Here is a 25814-nt window from a genome sequence, read left to right as displayed (position 1 = left end):
GGTGTCGATGGGTTCACGGTTGGGCGCTCAGTAGTAGGAGTTGATCGTCCAGCCCGCCGCGACGGGCGTGTTCCAGATCGTCTGGCCGGACTGCCCGCAAAAGCTGCTGACCCACGGCGTCGTGATGCCGGCGTACGTCGCCCAGTTCGTCGTCACGATGATCGTGTAGGTGCCGGGCGTGCCCGCCTGGGCCAGCGCGTTGTTGATCCCGCCCGAATCGTCCTGAAGCGTCGGCGTCTGGCTCTCGGTATGCCCGAGGTTGTGGTTGCCGCTGTCGGTGATGTCGATGCTCTGCGAGAGCTGCCCGCGGTTGCCGTACGGGCCGTTGCACATGCCGTCGTTCAGGTGCGCCCACGTGGACGCGACGATGATCCCCGGCTTGGTGAGGTTGACGGTCGTCCTGAACGTATACGAGTACGTACCGTTGCTGCCGTTGTACGAATAGTCGCCCGACTGGAAGTTCGTCGCCGGCTGGCCCGTGCAGGCCGAGTAATCGCCGGCGCCGTTCGGGTTGGCCATCACGATCTGACAGCCCGTGAGCGATGACGCCGGCTCGATTTCGCTTTGCGTCTGCCACCTGCCGCCGCGGCACGACAGCACGCGCCCGTTCGCATCGGCCGAGACGAGCGTCGTGCTCGCCGACGCGGGGGCGATCGCCGAATTCTGCGGCGCAGGCGGGCATGGGTCGCCGACGTTGTGCGCGTTGCCGAGCGCGAGATTGCCCGCTTCGTCCACCGCCAGCGCCTGCCACGTGGCGCCGTTGTACGCATACGCCCGATTCGTCGCGACGGTGAGCCGCACGTCGCCCTGATGCGCGGCAACGCCTGCGAGCGCCGCTTCGTCGGCCACCGGTTCGCGCCAGTGATACGCCGCCTGCGGCACCCAGAGGTTCTGCGTTCCATCGCAATTCAGGACGTTGCCCAAAGCGTCGGCCGCGATGGCGCCCGGCTGCGTGCACGCCGCATAGTCGATCTGCCGCGCGAGCACAATCGGCACTTGCATCGTGTTCGCCTGCGGATTGCCCGGCACGGCCACGCGGTACAGATAGTCGACGTTCTGCGCCTGCGTGCCGTCGTAGAAAATCAGGCTCGCCAGATGTCCGGTGCCCGTTTTCGTGCCTGTGCACGACGTATTCGCGGGGTTGGGCGTATCGATCTTCCAGGTGCCGAAGGCGCCGATGGCCGCGCCGATCGCATTGTTCGTCGCCTGGATCGACCCGCCGCCCGGGCCGGCGTTCGCCGCGATGTAGCCGAGTTCGGAATCGGGAATGGTCCGACCGCCCTCCGTGACGAGCAGCGCCTGCAACGCCACCGGGCTGGCGCCGCCCGGCGCCGCGTAGACGAGCAGGCACGGCGCCTGACCGTAGGGGTTCGTGCCGCTCAACGCATTCGGAAGGTAGGTCGACAGCTGATACGTCGAGCCGGTCATTTTCGCGATCACCGGCGAGGTGGTCGTGACCTGGGTCGCGAGCGCCGTGTAGTTTTGCTGAATGAGCCGCGTGGCAGCCGCCGTCAGCTGCGACTGATAAAGCGCGGCCTGCTGCGCGCGCGTGTCGTCGAGCGACGAGTTCGTGAGCGTCACGAGGCCCGCCATCATCAACGCGGCGAGCGCAAGCACGGCCAGCATCTCCACCAGCGTGAAGCCGGACATGCGGCGAGCCGGCCGCGCGCGCGGGCCGGCTCGCCGCACGCCGGTGCGGGCAACGGTACGGGTACGCTCAGTCATACGCTTGCGCCATCCATACCGGCATGCCGTTCGGAATCGCGTTCGCCAGTGCGGCCGGCAGCGGCACGGCCGGGTTGCCGGGCGACACGAGGTTCGCGCCGAGCGCCACGCCGGCCAGCGCCGAGCCCTGCGCGATCCGCTCGATGCCGTCGACCGCGGCCGCGGCCGCCGCCGACGCCGCATAGACCACGACCAGGCTGCCCGCATAGCCGGTATTGGGCTGGACGTAGTTGCGCCACATCGGATTGGCAACGGTCGCGCCGAGGTACGGCTCGAGGCTCGCCGCCGGCACGCTGCCGGCGAACGACGGGTTGGCGCGCGCGAAAGCCACCACGGCCTGCCGATAGGCGCTCATGTTCGCCGCGAGCGCCATCGCCGACGGCGCGAGCGGCGCCGGCGCCGCCTCGGCGCCGAGCAGCGCGTAGGCACCGGTCAGCATCGCGAACGCGGCGACGATCCAGATCAGGAACATGGCGGGCGGCTCGTGGCGTCAATCGGAGCGAAGGCCGATACTCGGCGCCGATCAGGCGGAAGTCCAGATGATGTTCTTCGCGCCACCGGCACAAGCCGCCTGAGCGGCGGCCGGCGTTACCGGCACCGTTTGCGCCGTACCGCCGATGGAGACGGCCGTCCAGGTTCCGCCGGCAGATGCCGCGTTGATGCATACGTCCGTCGGCACGGAATCGAATTCGATCGTGAATGTACCGGTAGTAGCGGCCGTAACCGTTACTGCGCCACCCCATGAATTGGTGACGGTATTTGCCGCGGTGTCAATGACGAGCGTCGTCGGGATGATGCCGGCGGCGATGGCGACGGCCGTCGTCAGTCCGTTGTAGCCGTTGGTCTGCCCCATATACAGCTTCTTGACGCCGGTCTGGATGGCCGTCACCTGCTCGGCCGTCTGATTCGACGAAGCACTGCCGAATGCGCCGCGCAGCAGCGCAATGGCACCGATGACGACGATTGCGGCGATCCCGAGATAGGCGATCGCTTCGAGCAGGGTGGCGCCACGCTGCGTGCGCCGCGACCCACGGCTGCCTACCCTGGCGCGAATCGATGCGACGGTCTTGACATTCATGTTGCTCTCTCCTTGGTTTCCTCAATCGGCACTGAAGAAAGACGTGCCATCTGCTTTCAACACCTGTTCGTTTGCACTGCGCTTACACGTCATTACACGGCGGGCTCAATGCAGACTCCGAGCCAAAGCCGCAATTTCCTGCTGAATTCCGAAGAAGCCGCTGATGAGCCACGACAGCACGAGCGCGAGCACGACGATCGCCGCGCCGTTGACCACGCGCATCTGCGCCTCGATCGTCTCCACGCCGTCGGTCATCCATTCGTTGGCGATCGCGTGCAGCGCCTCGGCGAAGCCCTTGTATTCGGCATACACGCACAGATCGTCGACGATCTCCTCCGAAGGAAACCGGTAGCCGGCGTTCTTCATCGCCTCGCCGACGTTGAGCCCCGACTTCACGCCGAACAGCATGTCGTCGATTCGCTGCCTGAGCCACGGCTTCGCATCGGTGGCGAGCCGCGCGAGCGAGCGTTCGACCGTGAAGCCCGCCGCCTGCAGCGACGAGAACGCGACGAGAAAACCGCAGCCCGTAATGAGCCGATAGATCGAGTAAGGCGGGTAGCGGTCGAGCCAGACCCGCACGTTGCCGGACCAGCGCGGCATCGAGTAGAACAGCACCGCGACGAGGATCGCGAGCACCACGAGGCAGTAGATCATGCCGCCCTGCACGAACCGCGACAGCTCGTAGAGCGACCTCGCCACGCCGTGCCAGCGCTCCGGGCTCACGATCGACGCGAAGCGCGGAATCACGAGCTTGCCGAACAGGTACACGTACCCGATCGTCATCGCGACGATCACGCACGGGTAGGTCAACCCGCCGACGATGGCCGTGCGGATCCGGCGGCTGTACTGCACGACGGTGCACACGTTCAGCAGCGCGGCCTCGAGGCGCCCCGACTGCTCGCCGGCCATGACGATCATCTGCTCGGTATGCGGGACCCACCACGTCATCGCCTCGGCCAGCATCCCGCCGTTTTGCACGACGCTGCGCCAGTCCGCGAGCGTCAATGCCAGCGGCTCGTTCGGCTTGCGGCCCTCGTGCGACGCACGCAACTCGAGCTCCTCGAGAATCTTGAGCAACGGCAAACCGTTCGCGAGCATTTTCGCGATCTTCCGATAGAGCCGCAGACGCGCCTGCGTCGTCAACTGCAGGCGCGCCCAGCGCCGGTTGAGCTCAAGTGCCATAGCCGCTTCCGAGCGGCTGCGGCCGCCCCCCGCTGCCCGGCATGAACGGGCCGACCACGCGCTCCGCCATGCGCGGATCGACGAGGCCCGCCGCCACTTTTTCGAGCGCGTGCTGCGCGACCGTCTGCCCGGCGAGCTCGCTGAGCCAGTACGCGTGCGCATCGGGCTTGCGCCCGGCGCGCAGCAATTCGCAAAACGTCGCGTCGGTGCGCACGACCTCGGCCACGACGGTCCGGCCGACCGTGCCGTTCTTGCAATGCGGGCAACCGGGCCCGGCCACGCGCACCGCGTCGAACCGCGCGCCGACGGCCCGCTTCACGCGCGCGACGAGCCCCATGTCGAGCTGCGCCATCGCGTCGGCCAGCGGGCGCGAGCAGTGCGGACACAGCAGCTTGACGAGCCGCTGGCTGATGAGGCCCGTGACGAGCGATTCGTCCGTCACCATCGCGATCGGCAAGCCGAGATCGACGAGACGGTCCACGATCGCGAGCGCGCCGTTCGCGTGCACCGTCGTCCAGACCTGATGGCCCGTCATCGCGGCGCGCAACGCGCTTTGCGCCGATGCGCGGTCGCGCACCTCGCCGATCATGATCGTATCGGGATCGAGCCGCATCGCATTCGCGATCGCGGCGGCGAACGCGAGCGAGCGCGCTTCTTCCGTCGGCGCGTTGACGACGGGCGTCTGCACGGCGCCCTCGATCGGGTACTCCACCGGGTCTTCCACGGTGATGACGTGGATCGAGCCGGCCATCTCGCGCAGTTGCTTCGTCAGCACGCGCTGCAGCGTCGTGGATTTGCCCGAGCCGGTCGGGCCGCTGATGATGTTCATGCCGTGCGGCTGCTGCGCGAGCAGCTCGAACGCGTTCGCCTGCGCGACCGTGAAGCCGAGCTCGGTCAGGGCCGTCGCCTCGCCCGCATCGTTGTAGAGCAGCCGCAGCACCATGACGCTGCCGACGCTCGTGGGCGCCGTCGCGATCCGCACGCCGAAAAGCCGGTCCGGCAGCTTGTCGCGATCGCCAATGGCCGCGTCCTGGCGTTCGTTCGGCTTGTAGGTGTTGTCCGATACGCTCGACATCGCCGCGTAAAGCGTGGCGAGCAGCCGCTCGCCGTACTCGCGCGTCTGCTCCGAAATGCGCACGAGTTCGTTGTGGATGCGAAAAAGAATCTCCGTGCTGAAGCGGTTCACACGGATATGGATATCCGACGCACGCTCGTCGCATGCGCGCGCGATCAGGTTCTTCGCGACGACCTGCATCTGCGTGTGATCGATGCGCTCGGCGCTGCCGTCGCGGCGCGGGCCCTGATAGCTGCGCCTGATCGCATCGAGCGTCACGAGCCGCGTCGTATAGCGGCAATTGAGCCGTTCGAGCCTCGCGCAGTACGACAGCACGAACGGATTCATTTCGTGCCCTTCGGCAACGAGCAGCGTGCCGTCGTCGAGCAGACAGAGAAACTTGCGCTCCTCGTCGCTCGCGGCGAACTCGCCGCTGTCGGAAAGCGGGCGCGCCACGGCGGCGAGCGGCAGCGCGTGCCCCGGCGGCTGGCTTTGCGACGCTGTTTGCGCGGGCTGCGGCTGCACCGAAGCGGCGGCCGCAGCGGCCACGGCGCTCAGCACCGGCTCGCGTGGCCGCGCAACGGGCGCGAGAGCCGGCGCGGCCGGGGCCGCCGGCTGAACCTGCGTAACAGACGGATCGGTTTCGACCGGCTTCACGGCGCGCGAGAGAATCAGCGGCGTCACGCTTTTGGGCGTCGTGCCCGGAGAGGTCGGAGACGAACTCATGGCATCACCTCGCAGGCATCGGCAAAGCAGGCAGCGTCGGCACCGGCGGCACGCCGGGCGAGCCTGTCGACGCCACGTTGCGCACGGGCTGCTGCCGCGCGCTCGCGGACACGGTCAGCGTCGTGCGCCGTCCGTCCCGCGATGCGAGGACGATCGCCCCCGGGCGAATGGCCGCCACGCGCATGCCGTTGGGCAGCGTATCGCCGGGCCCGACGTCGAACTCCGCGCCGTCGCTCGTCGCGACCGTTGCGCCGAGCTTCTTGCCGAGCCCCTGTGTCGCCACGAGCGACACGTCCGAATACGAGGACACGGTACTGCCCATCCGGTGCAGCGCTTCTTGCCGCTCCGCCACCTGCGCCTGCGCATCGAGCTTTTTCAGCTGTGCCTTGAGGATCATCGTTTCCTCCTGTAGCCGCATCAGTTCGTTGGCTGCCTGCACGGCGGCCGGTGTCGGAACGACGTTCATCCGCGGCGCCGCTTCAGCGGGCGCGGCGGCCGTGGCAGCCGCGGCGCCCGCCTCGCCGAACGCGGCCAACGGCCACGCGCAGCAGCAGGCGAGCACCAGCACAGTCAATGCATCGTCATTTCTCATAGAGCACTCCGTCGAGCGTCCACTGCCCGGATTTGTATGAAAGCGTCTCGACGCGCACGCCCGGCTGGTCGAGGTATCGGATCAGGCTGTCGGGCCGCACGTCGCCCAGTTGCGCCGACATGCGCCAGGTCTGCCAGCTCGGTGCCGGCGGCGCGCCGCCGCCCGGATGCAGCCGGTCCAGCGTTTGCGAAGCGAGGCTGCGCTGCGGCGCGCTTGCCGGCTGCAGCGTGAACGTCAGGCCGATGCCCAGCAACTGGAAGGCGGAAAGCATGCGCAAGCGCACGCCGTGCACGCCATCGAGCACTTCGTCGCCCCCCGCGGGCAATGCCAGCGGCTCCACGTAGCTCGCATGCTCGCCGTTGCCGTCGATCGTCGCGCGCGGCTCCGCCGCCATCAGCATCGCGACGTTCGATCCGCCCCGCGACCAGCTGTAGCTGACGTTCGACGCGCGGCAAACGTAGTCGTCGAGTTCCCAGCCGCCCGGCGCGATGTGCGTGAAGTGATCGACGCACGCGCGAACGAACGCATCGGGTCGCGGCTCGCTCGCCCACGGGTGCGCGGCTTCGGGCGGCGCCGCGGGCTTGGGCGGGTGCAGCGCGAGCTCCGCGCGCATCCGCTCGAACGCCTGCTGCCGCTCGACTTCCATACGGTGGCGCCGGTACGCGACGATGCCGGCCGCAACCGCGGCCGCCACCACGATCGCAGCGGCGACCAGCAGCACCTCGCGCCGCGGTGCGCGCCGCGACACACGCGACAGATTGAGCCAGCGCGGCAAATGCGGCTTGCCGCCGCGGCGCGGGATCATGTCGTCGATGCGCCGCGCGTAGAAGTTGTGGAACCCCTGCACTTCCAGCTGCGGATCGCCGATGACGACGTTCCACCCGCCGAGGCTGTAATCGCTGTGCAGCCGCTCGAACACTTCTTCGCTGGAACCGATCCAGTCGCCGTTCGGCAGGAATGCGCCGTCGCGCACGGCGAAGTAGGCCCAGCGCCCGTCGGGCAGATGGAACGCACCGAGCCAGTTGGGCGCCGGCTGCTGGCGTCCGTCGTAGAACGCGCCTTCGGCCGCGATCGTCTTCGACACGAGCGCGCCGAGCGACGGCAAGCCCAGTTGCGCGCCCTCGCGCGTGCTCGCGAAACCCGCGCCCGCGAAGGTGCGGTCGATACGCAGCACCATCGCGTCGAAATTCAGGCGCGCGGCGAGCTCCACGGCCTCCGCGCGCAGCGCGTGCCGGCGCGACAGCGATTGCCAGAAAAGGCCGCATATGAAACGCTGACGGCCGATCTGGATGACTTGCGTCGCCATGACGGATCCCGTGCCCGAGCGCGCGTCAAGCGCCGTTGATCGCGATCGGCGACAGCAGGATGACGATCACCTCGCGCGTGCCGGACGCGTTGAACCCGCCCATCGCGTAATTCGACGGATGGCCGACGCCTTGCCGGTTATCCAGATCGGTGATGCCCTCGTAGCCGCTGATGACGAGCGTCTGCCCCGACTTCACGGCGATGCGCTGCAGGAAGTTGCGCGTATCGACGGTCGGCAGCTGGATCTGCTGGTTCGCCGGGCCGAACGGCACAAGGTTCACGAGCGACGAAATGTTGCTGTAGAACTGCATCATGATCGTGCCGTCGTCGAGGATGTGCGGCAGCACCGTGAGGTTGAAGCCGGTCGTGATCGTGCCCGGCGTGAGCGACGTCTGGCTGCCGATGTTGACGGTATTGGTCGTCGAGATCTGCGCGAGATAGCCCTGCTGCTCGGCCACCTGAACGGGAACGGGCTGATCGTTGAGCGTCGTGATCGAGGCCGACGTCTTGCGGTGCACCGTGCCCTGCGTCGAAAGCGCATCGATGATGGCCGTCGTGCTCGACGCGCGGCTCGACGGCGTGATCACCGTGGCCGAGAGCTCGCTCGGGTTTTGGATCATGCTCGTGAACGCGGTGGTGATGCCGAACTGCGTGCCGAGCGCCTGATAGACCGCGTGCCAGTTGATGCCGTAGCTGTCCTGCGCGGAAAGCGTGACCGAGAGCACCGTCACGTTGATGAGCACCTGCCGCGCGAGCACGCGGTTCTGCTGCTCCATGAACTCGCCCACGCGCTCGAGCACGTCGGGCGTATCGGTGACCGAGATCGAGCCCGTGGCCGGCGAGGTGACGACCGAACCGACCGGCGAGAGCATCGCCTTGATCGCCGTCTGCAAGCCGTTGTACACCGAGAGCTGCGCGTTCATCGTGATATTGGCGGTGTTGTCCGACGACACGGACGGCGAACCGGACGTCCCGCCGCCTCCGCCGCCGATGCCCGCGCCGCCGGCGCCCGATCCGCCCGCGGCGCCCGCGCTGTTGCTCGAGGCGCCGCCGCTGTTGCTCGCGCCGCTCACGACGTTCGTATCCACCTTCGAATCGCCCGGAATGGCGACGACCTGATAGACGCGCGTGGCCGTGTAGAAGAAGACGATCGCGCCGTCCTCGTACTTCCAGTAGACGCCGAAGCGAGCCGACGCCGTGTCGAGCAGCCCGCGCAGCGTGCCGCCCGAATACGCGATGCGCACCGGCGACGATACGCTCGGCACGCGCGCCGCCACCGTCGCGGCGCTCGTGCTCGGCGCGGGCCCCTGCAGCAGGCCGGCGGGCAGCGGCGGCACGCCGGGATAGGCTCCGGCGCCCGCCGTATCGACTGCGGCCTGCGTCGCGCGCGCGGCCGCTTCGCTCGTGCCCGGCGCAACCTTGGCCGGCACGTGCGCGAGGCGCGAGATGCGATCGGCGAACATGCGCAGCGAATCGACCGTGCCGTCGAAGCTCGCCGGCTCGTCGAAGAGCTTCGGCAGCGTCGATTTCGTCGCGATCTTGATCGTCTTGCCCGACAGCCAGAGTTCGTCTTTGACGATCACGTCGTCACTGCCCGGCACCGCGCGGTTGTCGCCGTTCGACAGCTTGCCGAGCAATTGCCCCGCACGCGCGGTATCGGCCTGCGAGCTGCGCTCGATCTTGTCCAGCAGACCGGTGCACCCCGCGAGCAGCGACAGGCATGCGGCCAGGATCACGAAAGGACGACGGAGAACGCTCATCAACTTGCTCCTTTGGGCACGACGCGCATGACGCGGTTGCGCTGGTACAAGACCACCTGGATCGGCACCTGCGAGCCGGCGAGCGCATTGGTCACCTGACGCAGCGCTTCGGCGAGCGTGCCGTGTATCGTGGCCGTCGCGTCGACCTGAAAATCGGTCGGCACGTCCCAAATGAATTGCCAGCCGGCTTCGCTCGCCCAGCGCGCGAGCGCATTGCGCACGGAGCCGTCCGACAGGCGCATCTGCCACTCCGTGCGCTCGGGCGCCGCCGCGGGTACGAACGCCGGCGTCGCGGCGGGCGTCGACGACGGCGCCGGCGAGTCCGCGCCGGACACCAGTTGCGTGGCGGCGTGCGGCGGGGGCTCCATGGCGTCACGCTTTGCGGGCGCGGGTCGCTTGGCGGGCGCAGATGCCTGCGCTCGCGGCGGTGCTGAAACAGGTGCCGGGACCGATGCCGGCATGGCCGGCCCGGCTGCCGGCGCGGGCGACATCGCCAGAGCGGGTGCGGGTGCCGGAGCAGAAGCAGGAGCGAGAGCCGGTGCCGGCACGGGCGGGACCGCCAGTGCTGCCGCCGGTGTGCGCGCCGATGCCGGTGTCGCGGGCATCGACGTCGACACGCGCGCCTGCGCCAGGGTCTGCGCCTGTGCGACGGCGGGTCCCGTCGCGGGAGCCATCGCCGCCGCGCCCGCGGGCAACGTGGAAGACGCATTCGCGGCGGCACTGCTCACGCGCGACGCCGCGCCGGCCGCCGGCGACGAAGGCTGCGGCGTGTCAACGTTTGCGCGCCGCGCATGCGCGGTCACCGTGAGCAAGCGCATGTCCGTATCGATGCGCGCCTGCAGCGCAGGATCGACCGACAGCACCTCGCCGAGCGCGTGCACGACCGACGAGCCGGCGCGCCAGCTCACGGGCGCGTCGGCCCATGCGCCCGCGTTCGGCACATTGATGCTGTAACTCGTCGGCATGATCTGCTCGAGCGCGCGCAGCAGCGGAACGTCGTGACCGCCCGCGCGCACGACGCCGCCCAGGCGCTGCCCGCCGTCGACGACGACTTGCTGATCGGAAGCGTGTGCGACCGCGCAGGCAAACCAGACGCCGCACAGCAGCACCCGAATTGCCGGCGGCATCGCCGCTATCCAGACATTCGCCCTCGCCCGGCTCCGCCTCTTGTCGCTCACGCACCTCGGATGCGCCGGAAGCCCTATTTCTTTTGTTGCCACGTTCTTTTCACTCTGCTCGAACCATTACACCTGCCGGAACAAACCGAGCAACGGCAAGCCGACCCCTCGCTTTGCTCCGGACACGCCAATAGCTGCTAAAAGCAGTATCGAAAGGCGTCATGAATTCGAAAGCATGTATGTAAGAAAACAGTAAAGACGCGTAAGGACAGCACTACAGCTCAATGGATGTTTACGGCAAAGTACACCGCACCTTTAAGTAAAAAATACCCCTTGAAAATCGTCCTTTCTCAGCCGGCATGGATGATACAGGCATTGGCGCGAGAACGTCGTCCTCGCGGCAAAAGCCCCGCCCAGCATGGCGCCGTGGCAGCCGCCCCGTTTTTTTTGACGTTTCGGCGCCAATTGCGGAATGGCGGCCCGCAGAAATATGCCAGATACAAAAATGTGCTATGGCGCCGCTCGCGGTGAGCAATCGGGTGCAATGCATCGCACTAAACAGAACGGCGACGGCAAACGAAACAAATCATCGAAAAACCGCCACGCAGGTCTCCCGCTCGTGCGTGAAAGTCCATTGCGGCATCGCTGTGTCCGGCAAATGCCGATGCAAAAACCGAAGGTAACAAACCATCACAAACACGAGCCTAAATCGGCCCGCGATGAAAACATGCGCTCACTGCTTCACGAATCGTTCCACACCGCTTAACGCATCGCTCATTGAGTCAGGAGCACGACATGTTCTCGACGATCTACTTCGCCGCCGCCTCGGCCCTCGCTTTCGACGACACCCCTGCGGACGTCGCCTCGAAAATGCTGCAAGGCCAGTTTCTCGACGCTGTCCGCCACGCCGCACGCCATGCCGATACCGACACGGCGCAAGCTCAGCCCAGCTACGCCCAGCTGCAAGTCTGCGCCGACCTCGAGCTGATGCTCGGCCGCCATGAAGAAGCGGAGGAAACGTATCGCCGTGCGCAAAAAGCCATTCGCGCCCAACGCGACGGTCTGCGTATCGCGTCGTGCCGCAATACCGGCTGGCAAGCGTTGTTCCGCAACCAGTTCAACGTCGCCCTCAGTTGCTTCAAGCGCGTCGGCGAGGAAAAGGCCGCCACACCGCGCCAACGTCTCGACAGCCTCGTCGGTGCGACACTCGTTTCGTTTCATCTCGGCCTGATCCAGGCGGCGTGCCATCGCCTCGGCGAGCTGGCCGCGCTGGCGGCAACGCATGGCGATCGCCGCTGGAGCTACCTCGTGGACGCGCTGCGGCGGGACCTCTTCGCGCAGCACGAACTGCACGGCGCCGAGCGACTCGCCGACCATATCTACTGGCGCTCCGCTATCGCGGAGTTCGAGCCGAGCGAGGCACCGGTGCCCGGCTCGCAGCCCGCCGGGACCGTGCTGCCGCTGCTGGCCGAACGGCTCTCGCATCTGAACCGGCTCGTTGCGCTGGCCGACGGCCGGACGAGCGCGGGCGAAACGCTCAAGCAATACGTGAGCTGGAGCCGCCAGGCCGGCCTCAACGATTATCACCGCAGCCTGTGCCTCGAAATCACGCTGGCCGCGATCGCGGGCCACGCGACGCCGCTGGCCGAAGCGATGCTCGATGCGTCCGGCGCGGCGAATTCGCAAGGCAGCCAGCATGCGCGCTGGTACCTCGACTACCTCTACTGCCGCGCGAAGATCATGCAGCAGCAGATGCGCACGCAGGAATTCGCGCAGTTCTACGGCCGCTACGCGCTCGCGTCGATTCAGCACGTGCGCGCGGACAGCATGTCGATGCCCGCCGCCGCGGCCGATCACTTGCAGGCATCGCGCACGGCGCAGCGCTCCGACGACGTGAGCGCCCGCCTGCCGGCGAAATACCGCCGCGCCTATCGCTACCTGATGGACAACCTCGACCAGAAGGACCTGTCGGTGCGCGAAGTGGCATCGCATGTGGGCGTGACAGAGCGCGCGATGCAGGCAGCGTTCAAGAACCACCTCGGGCTGTCGCCGAGCGAGCTGATCCGGCGCCAGCGGATGGAGCGCATTCGCGACGATCTGCTCGACGACGGCGCACCGGCCACGCGCGTGCTCGACGTCGCGAACAAGTGGGGCGTGCGCCATCGTTCGACGCTGATCAACGGCTACCGGCGCGTGTTCCAGGAAGCGCCGTCGGAGACGATGGGCCGCTGACGGCAGCGGTGTGCGGCGCCGAAGCGCCTGCACCGCCGATCGGTAGCACGGCCGGCTCGCGGTTTTTTTTGCCAACGCCGTCCGACGAAACGCAAGCGCGTGGGTCGGACGGCGTTTTCATTCGCACGTCGGTGCGAAGCGATTCCCGCACCGCTTCTCTTACCGGATGATCGATGATGCGACTATTCACACCCAAGCCGGCGCTCGCGCTGGCGCTTGCCGTTCTGTCCGCGCGGCCCGCCGAAGTGCGCGCGCAGACCCTCGACTGCTTTGCGGCGGCCGCAGCGTATCAACATGTGAGCCCCGTCGTGCTGCGCGCGATCGCGTGGCAAGAATCGCATGGCAACGCGAACGCGCTCCATCGCAACCGGAACGGTTCGACCGATTACGGCATGATGCAGATCAACTCGATTCACCTTCCGGTGCTGTCGCGCTACGGCGTGTCGGCGGACGACCTCATGAACCCATGCCTGAGCGTGTACGTGGCCGCGTGGCACCTGCACAAGATGATGGTCAAGTACGGCAATACCTGGACGGCGGTCGGCGCGTACCATTCGGAGACACCTGCGGAGCGCGACCGCTACGCGCGTTCGGTGGAACGCATCGTCGAGCGCATGAAGCTCGCGGATGACGGGCAGTAGTACGAGCCGGGGCAGCCGGGAAGACCCGGCTGCCCGCGCACGTCATCGACAGGGAAAGCGACGTTGGATGAGGAAGTCGTCCCGTATCGCGAGCGCGAAGGCAAGCACGAAGCGGGACGAAGCAGGAACAAGACAGGCAGAAAGCGTGGACGATCGGACCGCGGCGTTCGCGAGCCGCGCGCGAAAACGCCGCGACCCGCCGTAGCCGTTACTGCCCCTTGGCGGCGTTCGAAATGTTGCTGGCGCCCTTGTTACCTATCGACGCCAGCGCCGACGTGAGCTCCTGCGACTGCTGGTTGACCGCGGCCGCCATCGTGTTCGCGTTGTTCAGCCGCGTCATCTCGCTTTGCTGCTTCAGGAAGTCGTTTTGCATCGCAGCCATTTGCGTTACCGGGTCCCCTGCGCCGAGGGCCGACGGACGCACGATGTCACCCGCCGCATGCATGGCGGTGGACGCGACGCCGGGCGGCATAAAGTGACTGCCGGCATGAAGCGCCGAACTCAGAACCTGTGCACCGACGTTCCCCGCGCGCCCCGGCAGGCTGGCAAAGTTGCGCGGCGGCGGTGGCGGCGGTGGCGGCGCGCCGTCGGCCCCCTTGAAGCTGGAGAGCCCGTCCAGTTGGCCTTTGCTGCGCGCGGGCGCTTGCTTTTGCGCGCCGTCGGTCGCAGCGTTCTTCGTCCCTTTCTCGAACTCCGCGACACGGGACTGGACGAGCCCCGGCCGAATTCCTAAGTTGTTCATGGCGAACTCCTTGAGTGACATGACGATTTCCGTCGCCGGCAACATCGCTCGATGTCGGTGCGGCACGGTCCCGCATCCCACTTACGCGGAGCGATATCGAGGAATGCAAGCGCAAGCTTATGGTCCACGGCATTGCGCAACGCAAGCGACGCGACGCGGCGAGCGAAATTGCGAAGCGCGATGCGGCAAATGCGATGAAGTGCGCAAATGGATTCGCAGTCGTAGCGCCGGCGCCGGCATCGACGTGCGTTTTTTTGCACGCCACTTCGGAATCGGCCGGCTGTCACCGTCATGTCGTTTTACCTTTCCAACACGAGAACCCACGTTCGCAAAGCGCGAAGACGAATCGACGGGCGAACGCACGTCGACCGCCTGGCCGCAGTGAGGCAGCGCGAAAAGTCCATCAAGGCCTTTGTCGCGACGCGACGTCGAACGATCGAAATCAACCGAAAGGAAACGTCATGACGATCAGCAACAGCACGCAAGTACGGTCATCATCGCTCGAGCTCCAGCGCAACGAACCGCAGCCCGCGCCGGCCCAGCGCCAACGAAGCGCATCGATGAGCACCCCGCGCCCCTCCGGCGGCGCATTGCTCGGCGCGCTGAGCAATGCACCCGCCCTCCCGGCGCACACCGGCACCCAGGCACCGGCGCAGGCCGGCCCGCTTTCGACAACATCGCAACCGGCTGGGACGGCGCAGCCCGCATCGCCGCCGCTGCCGGCGCCGTTGCCGGTCAGGCGCAACTCGCTGCCGCCGCGCGCGTCATCGTCGTCAGGCTCCGCGATCGGCCGCCAAGGGGGCTCACGGTCGCTGCCCGGCTCGGGCAAGCTGGGCGCTCAACGTGCGGCGCTGGGAGACGAGACGGTGCCGGTGCTCAACTTGTCGGGGGGCGGGCAGTCGAACGACGAATTGCCCGCACACAACGAACCGCAGCCACACACGCCTGCATCGCATCACGAGAGTGCGGCGCCCGTTCGACAGCAGGAGCAGGTGGAAACGACAGCGGCCGGCAAGCAGCCGGCCACGTCGCGCTCGAGCAGCCCGCTGCCGCACGAGAAGGAAGCTTCGGCGCCGACAGTCGCGACGACGAGCGAGGCCAAATCGGAACCCGAAGCGTCCCGCGCGGCCGGCACGCCGTCGCACGCGAAAGGAACACCCGAGCGCCCGGATGCTGAAACGGCGAAAGCGCCCGAAGAAAAACCCGCGACGTCCCGTTCGGGCAGCCCGGTGCCGCTCGATAAGGAACCGCCCGAACCCGCGAAAACCGCCGCGAGCGACGTCGAGCAACATAGCGCTGCGCTGGAAAAAGCGGTTTTCGAGCCACCCGCAGAGGCGGACACTTCTTCGGCCGCGCTACCGCAAGACAAACCGGCGCCGGCAAAAAGCACTGTCGCGATGTCTTCCGACGTGGAGGCGTCATCGTCGCACCTACCCAGGACGCCCTCGTTGCCCGAGAGCCTCGACACGGCGTCCCGGAGCCGTCTCTCCCCGAATCCGGCCAACTTCTCGGCGCCTCACCCCGTCTCGCACGCCACCGACAGTCGCGAGCCCCAAAGCCCGCCCGAAGCAACCGTTCCGAGCTCGCCGTCCCGGATAGCACTGGAAGCCCGCACGCCGGCCGCCGCCGAGACACCGGCGGCCGCGGAGACCTCGGCGGTCGCGGAAACCCGGGACAGCGGTCTGGTATCGGCCGCCACGATCAACAGCGAGCTGGCGGCCGCGCGGTCCCGGCCGGGGCAGATCCGGTCGTTCATCTCGAACGTCGGCGACATGCTGACCCAGAACCCCTACGGCGCCGCGCAACCGCTCAAAGGGTGGACGGCCAACCTCGTCAACGCGTTCAGTCATGAATTCGTGTCGACCGGCGCCGCCACGCTGTTCCGGGAGTTGTGCTCGATGGCGACCGAAGCAGCCCTCGAGAAGACCGGCGCCGGCCCCGAGACACGCGGCGCAATTACGGCCGCGCTGTTCACGGCGGCGGCGATGGGCAACCTGGTCGCGATGTTGCACAAGTATCACACCGGCGCCGCGGACAACCGGACCTACGCGGGCCACGGTGCGCAGATCATCGCGCTGATAGCGACGGTGACCGCCGCAGCCTATACCGGCAAGAACGACGAGGGCAACGGGCATCTCGGGCAGCTCGCCGGCATACTGCCTAGCGCGGTCAAATCGTACGCGTACCTGGCGCGCGACGTGATCAACGTGTTCCGCCCGCTCGTAGGCAATCACGACGCAGGCTACGAGCGCCCTGTCAGAGGTCAGATGCTCAACGACGTTCCGTATTTCGGAAACCAGTTCGCGGTGAACACCGCGCAGGCCAAGTCGGAATGGTCGGCCACGTCCTACGTCGACAGCCTCATTCACCACACGAAGACCAACGCAGCGATCAAAGGCCTGTTCGGCTATTCGGCAGCGAATGCCGCCGGCGAAGGGCTGGATGCGATCGGGGGACGCGTGGCCTCGGAAATCTCGACGCACGGCTTCACGCGCAAGGCGCTCGATGAACTGACGACGCTGCGCCTGAGCTGGGGCAAGCTCGACACCTCCCGAAGCAGCACGGTCGCGCAGCTCGGGAACAAGGCGGCCGGCACGGGAATCGCGCGTCTGAGCCTGTTCCTCTCCCTTTATGCCGCCTCCGCCGTCGTCAATCACGCGGTGGAGGGTCAAGGCGACTGGTCCGCCAGCTACAAGACCCTGGTGGAGAACGCGTTGGGCGCACTGCTCATCATCGGCGGATGCCTGCCGTTCGCCGCGAGCACGTGGAGCCCGTCGAACCCGTCGAACGACGGGCGAACGGTCGGCGCCGACAACGCGCAGGAACTGGGCGCGATGCATCGCACGACCGCCTGAGCACGCGGCGCGCGCCGAGCAAGCGAAACGACGAAGGTTCGCGCACGCGGCCGCATCGGTGACGCGGCGGCTCGCCTGCCGCAAGCCGCCTGCATCGGCATCGCGGCCGCCACCCGGTTCGGCAGTTCGGCAATCCGACGACGACTTCGCATCCGTCAACGCGCTGTAAGCGCCGGGCAATAAATTGGGTTTCGCAGGCGGCCGTTATCGCCCCTCCACCAGCAACTGATGAATACCGTCATTCTCACGCGGAGAAAATCATGTCCACCACAGCAGTGCAAGGCTATAACGCCGGCTATCTGAACGGCATCGACGATGTCGGCGGCATCGGCGGCACGAACGAATCGCAGCTCGCACAACTGCTCGAGTTGCTCATCGAAGAAATCAAGGAGATTCTCGATCCGTCCAGCCAGAATTCAGGCGATGCGGGTGGTGTGGGCGGCATCGGCGGCGGTACGCCTTCGTACTCCGCGCCGCCCGCCTATGCCGGCGGTGGCGGCGCCGCACCCGCTGGCGTGAGCGGCGGCGGTGGCGGCCAGGGCGGTGGCGCCGCGTCGCCGGGAATAGGCGGCGGTGGAAGCGGTGGCGGCGGCGGCAACACGCTGCCCAATGTATCGGGCGGCGACGCCGCGCACGCCATCGCACAGGACCTCAAATCGCGCTACGGCCTGACCGACGCGCAGGTAGCCGGCGTGCTCGGCAACCTGCAGCAGGAAAGCGGGCTGCGAGGCAACGTCAATCAAGGCGGAGCGACAGGCGCGCCCTCCGGCAACTTCGCGGACGACAACGCCAACGGTTGGGGCCTCGCGCAATGGGGCGGCACACGCAAACAAGGCGAAATCAACTATGCGAAGGAGCACGGGCTCGATCCGGGCAGCCTCGAAGCCAACATCGGCTTCATGAATCAGGAACTCGACACGACGTACAGCAAGACGATCACGGACATCAAGCAGACGACGACGGCGGAACAGGCGGCGCTGGTCTGGGACAAGGACTACGAACAGGCCACCGATCCGCAGATGGAAAACCGCAACAAGTACGCCGAGCAATTCCTCGCGCAAGGTCTCTGAACGCGAACGCGTCCACCCGAGGGGCGTTTGAAGCTCGCACGATCCCGCCCGATGTCCGGGCGGAATTTTTTTGCCCGGCATTTTCTGCCGCGCGAAGACATCGCGCGTCTGCAAGACACGGACTAGCCGAACTCGAACGGGCGCGTGAAGTTTTAGAAAAATCCACGGCCTGCTTCGTCAACGAGCGCGAACGCTCCTGGAGGTGATCCAGCCGATGGAGAACGCCTACCCGGCAGCGCCGATTTGTCGACCGGCTGGTGTAGCGCGCAGCGGCTATTACGCATGGAAGTCACGCCAACGCAGATCCAATCGCGACGCGATGTGATGGCTGCGGTGCACGGTATTCATGAGGAGACTCGTCGAAGCTACGGCAGCAGGAGGATGTCGCAAGCGTTGCGCTTGCTTGGACACAACGTCGACCGTTATCGAGCTCGATCGTCGATGCGTCAGGCTCGGCTGGCGCGGTCCAGGCGCGTACACCGTTATCGAGTCGCGCAGGCCGAGAGCGCGATTGCACCAAATCTGCCTGCGCGACGATTCGATCCGGCGCGGCGCAATCAACTCGGGCATGGGTGCGCGACATCGCGTTTGTGCAGACCCGGCGGGGATGGCTCTACCTGGCCGTCGTCATGGATCTGTATGGGCGCCGCATTGTGCGGCTGAGTCGTTTAGTCGGCACGCGGACACCGACTTGGTGCTAGCGAAATCAAGACGGGCTTACGATCATCGTCGCCCGGCACCAGGCTGATGGTCCATCCGGATCAGGGCTACTGCCAATACACGAGCACGCGCTTTTTCGCCGAGCTGCGCGCCCGAAGCACGATCCAGAGCACGAGCCGGCGCGGAGACTGTCCGGACAATGCGGTGGTCGAGCGCTTCTTCCGAAGCCTCGAAAGCGGATGGATCGGCGAGCAGTTGTACTTCGATCACCGCCATGCAGAGCGAGACATCACCGACTATCCAGTCGATTTCCACAACCATCGTCGCCTTCACTCGGCTGCAAAGGGACCGCCGCCAGCGCGTTTCGAAGCGCTCGCAGCCTAACCGGGAGCCGGGTCCAACGTTACCTGACCACTTCGGAAGGGCTCGCCGAGCGGGGCCGAAGGCCCCGGGAGCGGCCATCAGTCTCTTTCGAGCAGGCGCCGCATCGCAAGGCGCACGTACGGATCGGCACTGTCCTCGTGTGCCGTCGCATAGCCATGCCACGACGGATCGTCGAGAACTTTCAGGCAGATTGCCTTCAGCTCGGGCACGCGATCGTCGGGCAACCCGTTCACGATCTGCCACGCTTCGTGCGGACGCCCGCGCACCAATGCGATCGTCACGGCAAACACGTGCACGTCGCGCGTTTCGGGGTAGACATCGTGCATGCGCGCCAGCAGCGCCTCGGCCTCGTCCAGCTCGTTGGCCTCGATATGCTCGATGATCGCCTGCGCGATGGCCGGCGCATCGGCCGGCAGTTCGGTCAGAAGCTCCATCATGCTCGTCACCGTCCGTGCATCAGGCAGCGCCGGTGCCTGAGGTCAGCGTTCGCACCGCCTCCTTGCCGCCCGCCAAAGCGAGCGCGGTAGCGGCGCCCTCCGGCGTCAGGTTCTCCGCGAGCGCCGTGCCGCCCTCGAGCGCCTCGAGCCCACCCGTCGCAATGGCGCCCGCGCCCGCAAGGGCTTCCTTCGGGTTGCCGCTCAGCAGCCCCTTGCCGAACGTCGCCGCGCCGTGCAGCGCGTTGCCGACACCGTTGAGAACATCCCCGGCAGCCTTGGTGACGTCCCCGACTACGCTTTTCACAATATTGCCGATGAAGCTCATTCGTTTTCTCCTTGATCGTGAACGAAGCGCGCGTTCGATGAAACGCGCGAAACCGAACCGCGCGAAGCCGGCTCTCGTTCCAATCTAATGAATGCGGCTGCGAAAGCGTTCGCGCGCGCGAAGCCGCACCGCGAAAACCGAACGAGCGGCACCCGCGACATGGCTCGGCGGCATGCCGCCGCGAACCTGCTTCGCCAATCCGAACGGTGCTTCGCGCAGGTCACGGGAGTGTCATGACCGGCCAGCACAGTGCAGTCCATCCTGTCTCCTGTCCGAGAACATCATGGCGCCGTCACCCAAGATCGAGCCCCGGTCGCATGCGATCGAATCCGCGTCCGTCACCCGCACGCCGAGCGACCCCGGCCCCTCCACCGGAGCCAAGCGCGCGCCGGTGCCGACCCGGCGCGCGAGTGCGGGCGCGCTCATCGACGAACTCGGCAGCCTCGGCAAGCGCCCGCGCGCGGAAGGTGCGCCCGCCGCGCCCGCTGCTCCCAAGCCCGCAGCGGCGATCGCGCCGCAGAAGCCCGGTGTCGACGACATCGGCGCATTCGTGCCGGGTGCCGGCGGCAAAGGCCGGCGCTTCGCCGATTTCGCGCACGCGATGGGCGTGAACCGCAAAGGAATGACGTTGACGGCGTTCGCCGCCAAGCGGCCCGCGAAAGACGGCCTGAACGGCGTATCGACGGCGGCGCACGGACAGTTCGGCTACGACGCGGCGCCTGCCACCGACCTCGTGAACGCGCTGGCCTCGGGCTCGAACGCCGCCGCCGCGCATTCGATCCATCGCCGTTACGAAAACAAGGTCAACGCGATGCTCGCCGCCGACGTCGAACGCTTCCAGCACCCCGAAAAACGCCCTCCGGGCGCGCCGATAGCCAACCAGGTCGACAATCTGCTGCTGACGAAAAACAGCCACGGAGAATGGCAATACGACAAAGGCAAGCTCTCGCGCATTGCGCGAGACGACGCGCATCCGCTCACGCAGCATGCCCGCGACGTATTGACCGCCATGAGCATCGCGGAGAACAAGGGCAAACAACGTAACGGCGCGCTCTACCAGTCGGTCACGTCCGCGATCGGTCTGACGGCAAGCGGGCTGCTCGTAGGCGGCTCGCACGGCGCGCTGGCGCCGCTCGTGGCGTCCGGGCACCTGACCAACGCGGTCAAGGAAGCGCTCGATTTGAAGAAGCCGTTTGTCGAAGGACGGCAAAACCTGCGCAACGCGAAAGCCGCCACGATTCAACGCTACGTCGACACGGTATTGGCCCCGCACGACTACACGGACCAGACGCAGGACGAGCGCCTGCGCGCGGCGCTGCAAACGAGCCGCGCGAAGATCGACGATCTGCGCGCGATGGAGGCGCGGCCGGAGGACGAAGGCCTGCCTGCGGACTTGCGCACGCCGCAGGCGCAGGCGGGCATCTATGCGTCGCTCTATGACGATGCACGCCGCTACGCCAACAGCACGACGTCGTTCGGCAAGCGCTTGATCTCGGGCATGCACGCTGAAGACAAGGCGAAGGTACACAAGGATGCCGAACGCGACATCGTGGTCAAGCACATCCTGTCGATGGTCACCAGGAGCATCGGGCGCCTCGATCCCGTCTCGCTTGCGGCGCTCGCGGGTGCCGACATGGCAGTCGACGCATCGGGCTCGCAGCGCGCCAGGCAGGCGCTCGCGATCGTGGCCAACCATCCGCGCGCGAGCCGCAATCAGGATCTGATCGCCGCGCACACGCTGCTGACAGACAGCGGCATTCCGAAGGGCGAAGCGGCACTGCTGCTGTCGCAGCTTGCACGCGCGCGGCGCGAAAAACCGCCGGAGGCGCCGGCGCCGCGCGATACGTCGGCTTCCGGCGGCAGCGCCGCACCGCTGACCGAAAGCGAGCGGCTCAAACAGATCGCCAACATCATCGGGCAGCCCGGCCTCACGGCAACCGCCGCCAAGACGGCGGAGGACGCGATCAAGAAAAACCTCGGGCTGAGGTCGTGACGGCGGCGCGGCGTAAAGCGCAATAGCGACGCCGTCGCCGCGGCGCGCACTCCGCGCTTTGCTTGCCGGTTCGCGGTACTCGACGAAACTTCGGAATGCGCAGGCTGTTCTCCACCGTGCGGGCTTACCGTGAAGCGGGGTGGCCGTCGGCCGTCATCGCCGTCCGTGCCGCCATGGCCTTCATTGCGAAAGGGAGAACCCATCATGCGATTCGCGTTCGCCGGCTTCGATCGCTGGCGTGTCGTGTTCGACGCGTTCGTTGCCGCCGGCTGGGAGCCGGTGGCGCTCTACTCGATTCCGGTCGACAACCGGCTCGACTTCAATAGCGAACTCGTCGAGCACGCGGACAAGCTGCGCATTCCGGTGCAGCTGTCGCGCATCGACGAAGACGATCTGCGCCGGCTCGCCGAACGGCAATGCGACGCACTGATCGTGGCCGGCTACAACTGGAAGATTCCGGCGTGGCAGCCGTATCTGCGCCATGCGGCGAACTTCCATCCGTCGCCGCTGCCCGACGGGCGCGGCCCGTACCCGGCCATGCGCGCCATTCTCGACGGGCGGCGCGAATGGGGCGTCAGTTGCCATCGCATCGATGCCGATTTCGATACCGGGGAGATCGTCGATTCCGAATGCTTTCCGCTCGATGCCGACGAATGGCACGAGACGCTGCAGCTGAAGCTGCAGATGGCCGCGCATCGGCTGGCCGCGCGCGTGGCGCGCGACTTCGGGCGGCTCTGGAACGAACGGCGTCCGCAAGGTGCGGGCAGCTACTGGCCGCGCGTTGCCGATGCCGAGCGCACGATCGATTTCGCGCGGCCCGTGGCCGACGTGATGCGCGTCGTGCGGGCCTGCGGGAACGTCGAATCGATCGCGCCGCTCTTCGGCACGACCGTCCACGTGCGGCGCGCCACCGCCTGGCAGGAAGCGCACACGTACGAGCCCGGGCAGATCGTGCATCAGTACCGGCGCTGGGTCGTGGTCGCCGCACAGGACGGCTTCGTCGCCTTGCTCGAATGGAGCCCGCTGAACGCGTCCCTTCGTCGGCAGATGGACGGCTGAATCGGGACATCGGTCGCACCGGTCAACAACGAAGCGGCCGCGCTGCGGTGTTTCGCAGCGCGGCCGCCGATTGTCGCCGCCTGTCTCCAGTTGTCGCTTCCTGCAGCCCCCGATCGGCGGCCGCTCGGGTCGCCGATCGGGACGATCGCCGGAACCGCCGACGACGTTACTTCGTGCTGACGCCGGCGATCATCCCCGTGTGAATGCCGGTGATGTTCTCGAAGGCAACCGCGGCGCGCGTCTTGCCCGGCGTCAGCACGTTCGCGCCGCCCAGCGCATCCGAAAGCGCCTTGCTCGCGTCGTGGCTGATCTTGCCGCCGCCATGCGCGTTCGCCGTCTGCTGCAGTTGTGCGCCGATCGCCGCCGCATCCGACTGGCTCAGCTTGCCGGACTTCACCGCGTTGGCGAGCGTCTTCGCCGCGGCATTGCCGTCGCCGTGCGACAACGCGCTTTCCATGGCCTGGAAGTCGGCACCGTCCTGCGCGTTGAAGTTGGCCAGCGCCTTGCCTTCGTCGGCCATCTGCAGCGGCTTGCCGTCCTTCACGAGGTCGCCCGTACCGGGCGTGAAGCCGGCCGTCGCGCCCGTTGTCGGCAAGCCGCCCGTTGTCGGCAGCGTGCTCGTGTTCGCCGGAAAACCGCCCGTGCCAGGCAAGCCGCCGGTCGTCGCCGGTTGCCCCGCCACGCCGCCCGCGCCGCCCGTTGCGTTGCCCGCCGCGCCGAGTCCGCCTTGAGCCGCCCATTGGAAATTGCTGACCGCGGACTTGCCGTCGGTGCCCGCCACGTCGTGCGTCTCGATCTGCTGGTACGCGCCCGGGTTCGCGAGCATGGTCTGCGCCGCTTGCTGCACCGTGGGCGGCGTGCCGCCGTCGGCGTTCGTCGCAAGTTTGTACATCGTGTTCGGGTCCGACGCGCTGATGCCGTGCTGCCCCATGTACGAGGCCAGCACGCCCGCCGCGTTTTGCACCGTCATCCCGCCGGTGCCGCCCGGCATCGCGCCCGCGCCTCCCATGCCGCCGGGCGTCGCGCCCACACCGCCGGGCATGGCGCCCCCACCGCCACCGGGCATGCCGCCGGCACCGCCGGCGCCGCCCGGCATGCCGCCGCCCTGCCCGGTCTGCCCCGTCTGCATCTGCTTGAGCAACTGGCTGATGAGGCCGATGAGATCCTTGAGCACGTCCTGCGTCGAGCTCGTCGACGCACCGTTGGTCAGCCGCTGCAGATAGCTCGCCGGATCGGTGGGGTAGGTGGTCATACTCGGAACGTTCAGATTCATGATGTTTCCTTCCTGTCGGGTAAGTGTTTGCGGACCGTGGGTACTACGAGGCAAAGTCAGTCTAGGTTGCTGTCGCTGCTACGAGCGCACCGATGCGAAGACTGCAATTGAAATGCGAATCGCCCGGAGCGCGGAAAACGTGAAAACGGATGCTCATGCGCGGACCCACGTCATCGGCGCGGAGAATCCGCCGTTGTCGGCCGGCACGCCGTGCGTACTCGCCGGTGCGTCGGTGGACGCAGGCGCTTGAACGCTCGCGTCGAGCTTTGCGGCACGCTCGAGCAGACGCGCGCCGATCTTCGCGCCCTCGATGCTTTCGCGCTGCTCGGCCGCGCTGAGCGCATAGCTGTGCCACAGCGGGTCTTCGAGGCCGAACAGACACACCGCCATCAGTGCGGTATGAAGCCCCGAGCGCTTCGCTTCGGTGTCGTCGTCTTCGAGCACGCGGCGCGCGTCGCCCCATGCCTGGCGCCGGACGTAGCGCCACGCGGCGACCGTCCCCGCGCCGGGCCACTTGGGCCGAAGCACGCGGATCGCTTCGAGGAGATCCTCGAAGTCGGCTTCGTCGTCGAGCTGCGAAGCCGTCCACAGCACCTTGGTTAGGCCGCCGGCAATCTCATCCCTGCATCCTGTGTAAGTCACGATGTCCTCGTCTGCTGGAGTGCTGCAATCAAAAAGCGCACGGCGGCGCCGCGCACGGCCGTGCCGCGCTTGCTGCCGGCTCGTGCGTCATGGGCGTCCCCTGGCGGTTAGTCTGTTGTATCGGGTCGGCTTTCGCCGACGCGATGCGAACGGAACGATCGGGATGCGAAGAGAGAACGGAGAAGAAAACCGACCGCGGCGACGGGATCGACCGGTGCGACAGGCCGGATCGCTCGCTGTGTATCGAGAGGCGGGGATTGGCTCGATGCTCGGCGTCGAAGGAGGTCCGTCATCGGTCGGTGCGCCGCCGGCCATCGACCACGGTTTGTGCGTCGAATCGCGCCGGCGACCGATGCAGCGTCTGCAAGCAATCGGCTCATAAAGTAGCGCGATCACCACGGACAGGAGGCGCTGTCCATGACACGTCGGATCGACGAATCGAAACGCCGGATTGCGCGGGTCGTGCGATGCGTGGGTGTTCTGACGATCGTACTCGACACCGCGATCTTGAACGTCGCCCTGTCCTCCATTCGCGCGGAGCTCCACTTCGCGGAGGCGTCGCTGGTCTGGGTGGCCAACGCCTACATGCTGACGTTCGGTAAAGGCCGCTGCCGTCGACGTAGTGACCAGCGGCCACTTTCCTTTGCGGCCCGCAAGGTGCTGAGCCGATGCAACTGTCGTCCTGCCACGTTGCGCTCCTTCCTACCCACAAAACCCACACCGCTACCCATACTTCGTGCGGAAATCTCGCGGGACGGCAACGGAAGCCGCACGCCTATCGTTACCGATAAATCGCGTAAAAATCAGCGCTCTACAGCACGTCTGCGAAAGATATCGGAATGCGGGGGAAGCCTTGACTGGCGGAAGGCAGCAGGAGTCGAACCTACCCGGGAGCGTCTGACGCCCCCAACCGGATTTGAAGTCCGGCCGTACCACCGGATACGAATGCCTTCCTCGGAAA

At 67.0% G+C, this 25814-nt stretch carries 20 protein-coding genes, 1 tRNA gene and 2 pseudogenes; 8 read left to right on the top strand and 15 right to left on the bottom strand.

All coding sequences use genetic code 11. From position 1 onward, the window contains the following. Positions 1 to 27: 27 nt before the first annotated feature. The 9 genes from BUB20358_RS02835 to BUB20358_RS02795 form a co-directional block, all read right to left on the bottom strand. Entirely contained in the window at positions 28 to 1725 is a 1698-nt protein-coding gene (locus BUB20358_RS02835; protein ID WP_045552266.1) for a prepilin-type N-terminal cleavage/methylation domain-containing protein, read from the bottom strand. Then, on the bottom strand, positions 1718 to 2197 hold the full coding sequence (gene pilM, locus BUB20358_RS02830; RefSeq protein ID WP_035973756.1) for a type IV pilus biogenesis protein PilM: 480 nt from the start codon (positions 2195 to 2197) through the stop codon (positions 1718 to 1720). The genes BUB20358_RS02835 and pilM overlap by 8 nt, the downstream gene beginning before the upstream one ends. A gap of 51 nt (positions 2198 to 2248) precedes the next feature. Further along, the gene (locus BUB20358_RS02825; RefSeq protein WP_006765590.1) at positions 2249 to 2803 is read right to left on the bottom strand and encodes a type 4 pilus major pilin; all 555 of its coding nucleotides are present in this window, start codon (positions 2801 to 2803) and stop codon (positions 2249 to 2251) included. A 105-nt stretch (positions 2804 to 2908) separates the two neighbouring features. Then, positions 2909 to 3985 carry a type II secretion system F family protein gene (locus BUB20358_RS02820; RefSeq protein ID WP_035973755.1) on the bottom strand — a complete coding sequence of 359 codons (1077 nt, stop codon included), beginning with the start codon at positions 3983 to 3985 and terminating at the stop codon, positions 2909 to 2911. Next, entirely contained in the window at positions 3975 to 5765 is a 1791-nt protein-coding gene (locus BUB20358_RS02815) for a GspE/PulE family protein (RefSeq protein WP_035973753.1), read from the bottom strand. Before BUB20358_RS02815 ends, BUB20358_RS02820 begins: the two co-directional genes overlap by 11 nt. A gap of 4 nt (positions 5766 to 5769) precedes the next feature. After that, positions 5770 to 6333 (bottom strand): type IV pilus biogenesis protein PilP, encoded by a 564-nt coding sequence (gene pilP / locus BUB20358_RS02810; protein ID WP_223296968.1) that lies wholly within the window; start codon positions 6331 to 6333, stop codon positions 5770 to 5772. Positions 6334 to 6346: 13 nt separating this feature from the next. After that, on the bottom strand, positions 6347 to 7663 hold the full coding sequence (pilO2, locus tag BUB20358_RS02805) for a type 4b pilus protein PilO2 (protein WP_006765586.1): 1317 nt from the start codon (positions 7661 to 7663) through the stop codon (positions 6347 to 6349). 25 nt (positions 7664 to 7688) lie between these two features. Beyond that, entirely contained in the window at positions 7689 to 9422 is a 1734-nt protein-coding gene (gene pilN / locus BUB20358_RS02800) for a PilN family type IVB pilus formation outer membrane protein (RefSeq protein WP_035973750.1), read from the bottom strand. After that, on the bottom strand, positions 9422 to 10600 hold the full coding sequence (locus tag BUB20358_RS02795; RefSeq protein ID WP_228416063.1) for a toxin co-regulated pilus biosynthesis Q family protein: 1179 nt from the start codon (positions 10598 to 10600) through the stop codon (positions 9422 to 9424). The genes pilN and BUB20358_RS02795 overlap by 1 nt, the downstream gene beginning before the upstream one ends. Before the next feature lie 735 nt (positions 10601 to 11335). Here BUB20358_RS02795 and BUB20358_RS02790 point away from each other — a divergent pair. Next, complete coding sequence (locus BUB20358_RS02790; protein ID WP_006765583.1) at positions 11336 to 12772, top strand: helix-turn-helix transcriptional regulator; 1437 nt, start codon at positions 11336 to 11338, stop codon at positions 12770 to 12772. Positions 12773 to 12945: 173 nt separating this feature from the next. After that, a complete protein-coding gene (locus tag BUB20358_RS02785; protein WP_006765582.1) occupies positions 12946 to 13413 on the top strand; it encodes a lytic transglycosylase domain-containing protein in 468 nt (155 codons plus the stop codon). 208 nt (positions 13414 to 13621) lie between these two features. Here BUB20358_RS02785 and BUB20358_RS02780 read toward each other — a convergent pair whose 3' ends face one another. Beyond that, complete coding sequence (locus BUB20358_RS02780; protein ID WP_223296967.1) at positions 13622 to 14176, bottom strand: hypothetical protein; 555 nt, start codon at positions 14174 to 14176, stop codon at positions 13622 to 13624. 539 nt (positions 14177 to 14715) lie between these two features. Here BUB20358_RS02780 and BUB20358_RS02775 point away from each other — a divergent pair. From BUB20358_RS02775 to BUB20358_RS02765, 3 genes and pseudogenes are all read left to right on the top strand, one after another. After that, a complete protein-coding gene (locus BUB20358_RS02775) occupies positions 14716 to 17010 on the top strand; it encodes a hypothetical protein (protein WP_006765580.1) in 2295 nt (764 codons plus the stop codon). Positions 17011 to 17270: 260 nt separating this feature from the next. Continuing rightward, the gene (locus tag BUB20358_RS02770) at positions 17271 to 18080 is read left to right on the top strand and encodes a phage tail tip lysozyme (protein WP_006765579.1); all 810 of its coding nucleotides are present in this window, start codon (positions 17271 to 17273) and stop codon (positions 18078 to 18080) included. A 122-nt stretch (positions 18081 to 18202) separates the two neighbouring features. Next, a pseudogene (locus tag BUB20358_RS02765) lies at positions 18203 to 19124 on the top strand (IS3 family transposase); the annotation flags it as partial. Between the two features lie 77 nt (positions 19125 to 19201). Here the strand turns inward: BUB20358_RS02765 and BUB20358_RS02760 are convergent. Both BUB20358_RS02760 and BUB20358_RS02755 read right to left on the bottom strand, forming a co-directional pair. After that, on the bottom strand, positions 19202 to 19561 hold the full coding sequence (locus tag BUB20358_RS02760; RefSeq protein ID WP_035973745.1) for an HrpB1 family type III secretion system apparatus protein: 360 nt from the start codon (positions 19559 to 19561) through the stop codon (positions 19202 to 19204). Between the two features lie 19 nt (positions 19562 to 19580). Next, complete coding sequence (locus BUB20358_RS02755) at positions 19581 to 19886, bottom strand: hypothetical protein (protein WP_006765576.1); 306 nt, start codon at positions 19884 to 19886, stop codon at positions 19581 to 19583. Between the two features lie 91 nt (positions 19887 to 19977). Between BUB20358_RS02755 and BUB20358_RS02750 the strand changes: the two genes are divergently transcribed. Continuing rightward, the gene (locus tag BUB20358_RS02750; protein WP_223473322.1) at positions 19978 to 21879 is read left to right on the top strand and encodes a hypothetical protein; all 1902 of its coding nucleotides are present in this window, start codon (positions 19978 to 19980) and stop codon (positions 21877 to 21879) included. A gap of 204 nt (positions 21880 to 22083) precedes the next feature. After that, positions 22084 to 22938, top strand: coding sequence for a methionyl-tRNA formyltransferase (locus BUB20358_RS02745; protein ID WP_035973744.1), 855 nt, complete (start codon positions 22084 to 22086; stop codon positions 22936 to 22938). Positions 22939 to 23104: 166 nt separating this feature from the next. Here the strand turns inward: BUB20358_RS02745 and BUB20358_RS02740 are convergent, their stop codons facing one another. Continuing rightward, the gene (locus BUB20358_RS02740) at positions 23105 to 24211 is read right to left on the bottom strand and encodes a hypothetical protein (protein ID WP_035973742.1); all 1107 of its coding nucleotides are present in this window, start codon (positions 24209 to 24211) and stop codon (positions 23105 to 23107) included. 153 nt (positions 24212 to 24364) lie between these two features. Then, positions 24365 to 24853 (bottom strand): HrpB1 family type III secretion system apparatus protein, encoded by a 489-nt coding sequence (locus BUB20358_RS02735; RefSeq protein ID WP_006765573.1) that lies wholly within the window; start codon positions 24851 to 24853, stop codon positions 24365 to 24367. A gap of 417 nt (positions 24854 to 25270) precedes the next feature. On the opposite strand from BUB20358_RS02735, the pseudogene BUB20358_RS28175 reads away from it, so the two are divergent. Further along, a pseudogene (locus BUB20358_RS28175) lies at positions 25271 to 25453 on the top strand (MFS transporter); the annotation flags it as partial. A gap of 258 nt (positions 25454 to 25711) precedes the next feature. Here BUB20358_RS28175 and BUB20358_RS02730 read toward each other — a convergent pair. Then, a tRNA-Sec gene (locus BUB20358_RS02730) sits at positions 25712 to 25807 on the bottom strand. Between the last annotated feature and the right edge of the window lie 7 nt (positions 25808 to 25814).

The sequence above is a fragment of the Burkholderia dolosa genome, assembly GCF_902499135.1.
GTDB classification, from domain to species: Bacteria; Pseudomonadota; Gammaproteobacteria; order Burkholderiales; family Burkholderiaceae; genus Burkholderia; species Burkholderia dolosa.
The sequence above is the reverse complement of the archived record's forward strand: the minus strand, read 5'-3'. Positions and strand labels throughout refer to the sequence as shown.

Coding starts and splice junctions, on each gene's coding strand:
- BUB20358_RS02835 (WP_045552266.1), bottom strand. CDS start 1,725: ATGACTGAGCGTACCCGTACCGTTGCCCGCACCGGCGTGCGGCGAGCC.
- pilM (WP_035973756.1), bottom strand. CDS start 2,197: ATGTTCCTGATCTGGATCGTCGCCGCGTTCGCGATGCTGACCGGTGCC.
- BUB20358_RS02825 (WP_006765590.1), bottom strand. CDS start 2,803: ATGAATGTCAAGACCGTCGCATCGATTCGCGCCAGGGTAGGCAGCCGT.
- BUB20358_RS02820 (WP_035973755.1), bottom strand. CDS start 3,985: ATGGCACTTGAGCTCAACCGGCGCTGGGCGCGCCTGCAGTTGACGACG.
- BUB20358_RS02815 (WP_035973753.1), bottom strand. CDS start 5,765: ATGAGTTCGTCTCCGACCTCTCCGGGCACGACGCCCAAAAGCGTGACG.
- pilO2 (WP_006765586.1), bottom strand. CDS start 7,663: ATGGCGACGCAAGTCATCCAGATCGGCCGTCAGCGTTTCATATGCGGC.
- pilN (WP_035973750.1), bottom strand. CDS start 9,422: ATGAGCGTTCTCCGTCGTCCTTTCGTGATCCTGGCCGCATGCCTGTCG.
- BUB20358_RS02790 (WP_006765583.1), top strand. CDS start 11,336: ATGTTCTCGACGATCTACTTCGCCGCCGCCTCGGCCCTCGCTTTCGAC.
- BUB20358_RS02785 (WP_006765582.1), top strand. CDS start 12,946: ATGATGCGACTATTCACACCCAAGCCGGCGCTCGCGCTGGCGCTTGCC.
- BUB20358_RS02780 (WP_223296967.1), bottom strand. CDS start 14,176: ATGTCACTCAAGGAGTTCGCCATGAACAACTTAGGAATTCGGCCGGGG.
- BUB20358_RS02775 (WP_006765580.1), top strand. CDS start 14,716: ATGAGCACCCCGCGCCCCTCCGGCGGCGCATTGCTCGGCGCGCTGAGC.
- BUB20358_RS02770 (WP_006765579.1), top strand. CDS start 17,271: ATGTCCACCACAGCAGTGCAAGGCTATAACGCCGGCTATCTGAACGGC.
- BUB20358_RS02760 (WP_035973745.1), bottom strand. CDS start 19,561: ATGATGGAGCTTCTGACCGAACTGCCGGCCGATGCGCCGGCCATCGCG.
- BUB20358_RS02755 (WP_006765576.1), bottom strand. CDS start 19,886: ATGAGCTTCATCGGCAATATTGTGAAAAGCGTAGTCGGGGACGTCACC.
- BUB20358_RS02750 (WP_223473322.1), top strand. CDS start 19,978: ATGCGGCTGCGAAAGCGTTCGCGCGCGCGAAGCCGCACCGCGAAAACC.
- BUB20358_RS02745 (WP_035973744.1), top strand. CDS start 22,084: ATGCGATTCGCGTTCGCCGGCTTCGATCGCTGGCGTGTCGTGTTCGAC.
- BUB20358_RS02740 (WP_035973742.1), bottom strand. CDS start 24,211: ATGAATCTGAACGTTCCGAGTATGACCACCTACCCCACCGATCCGGCG.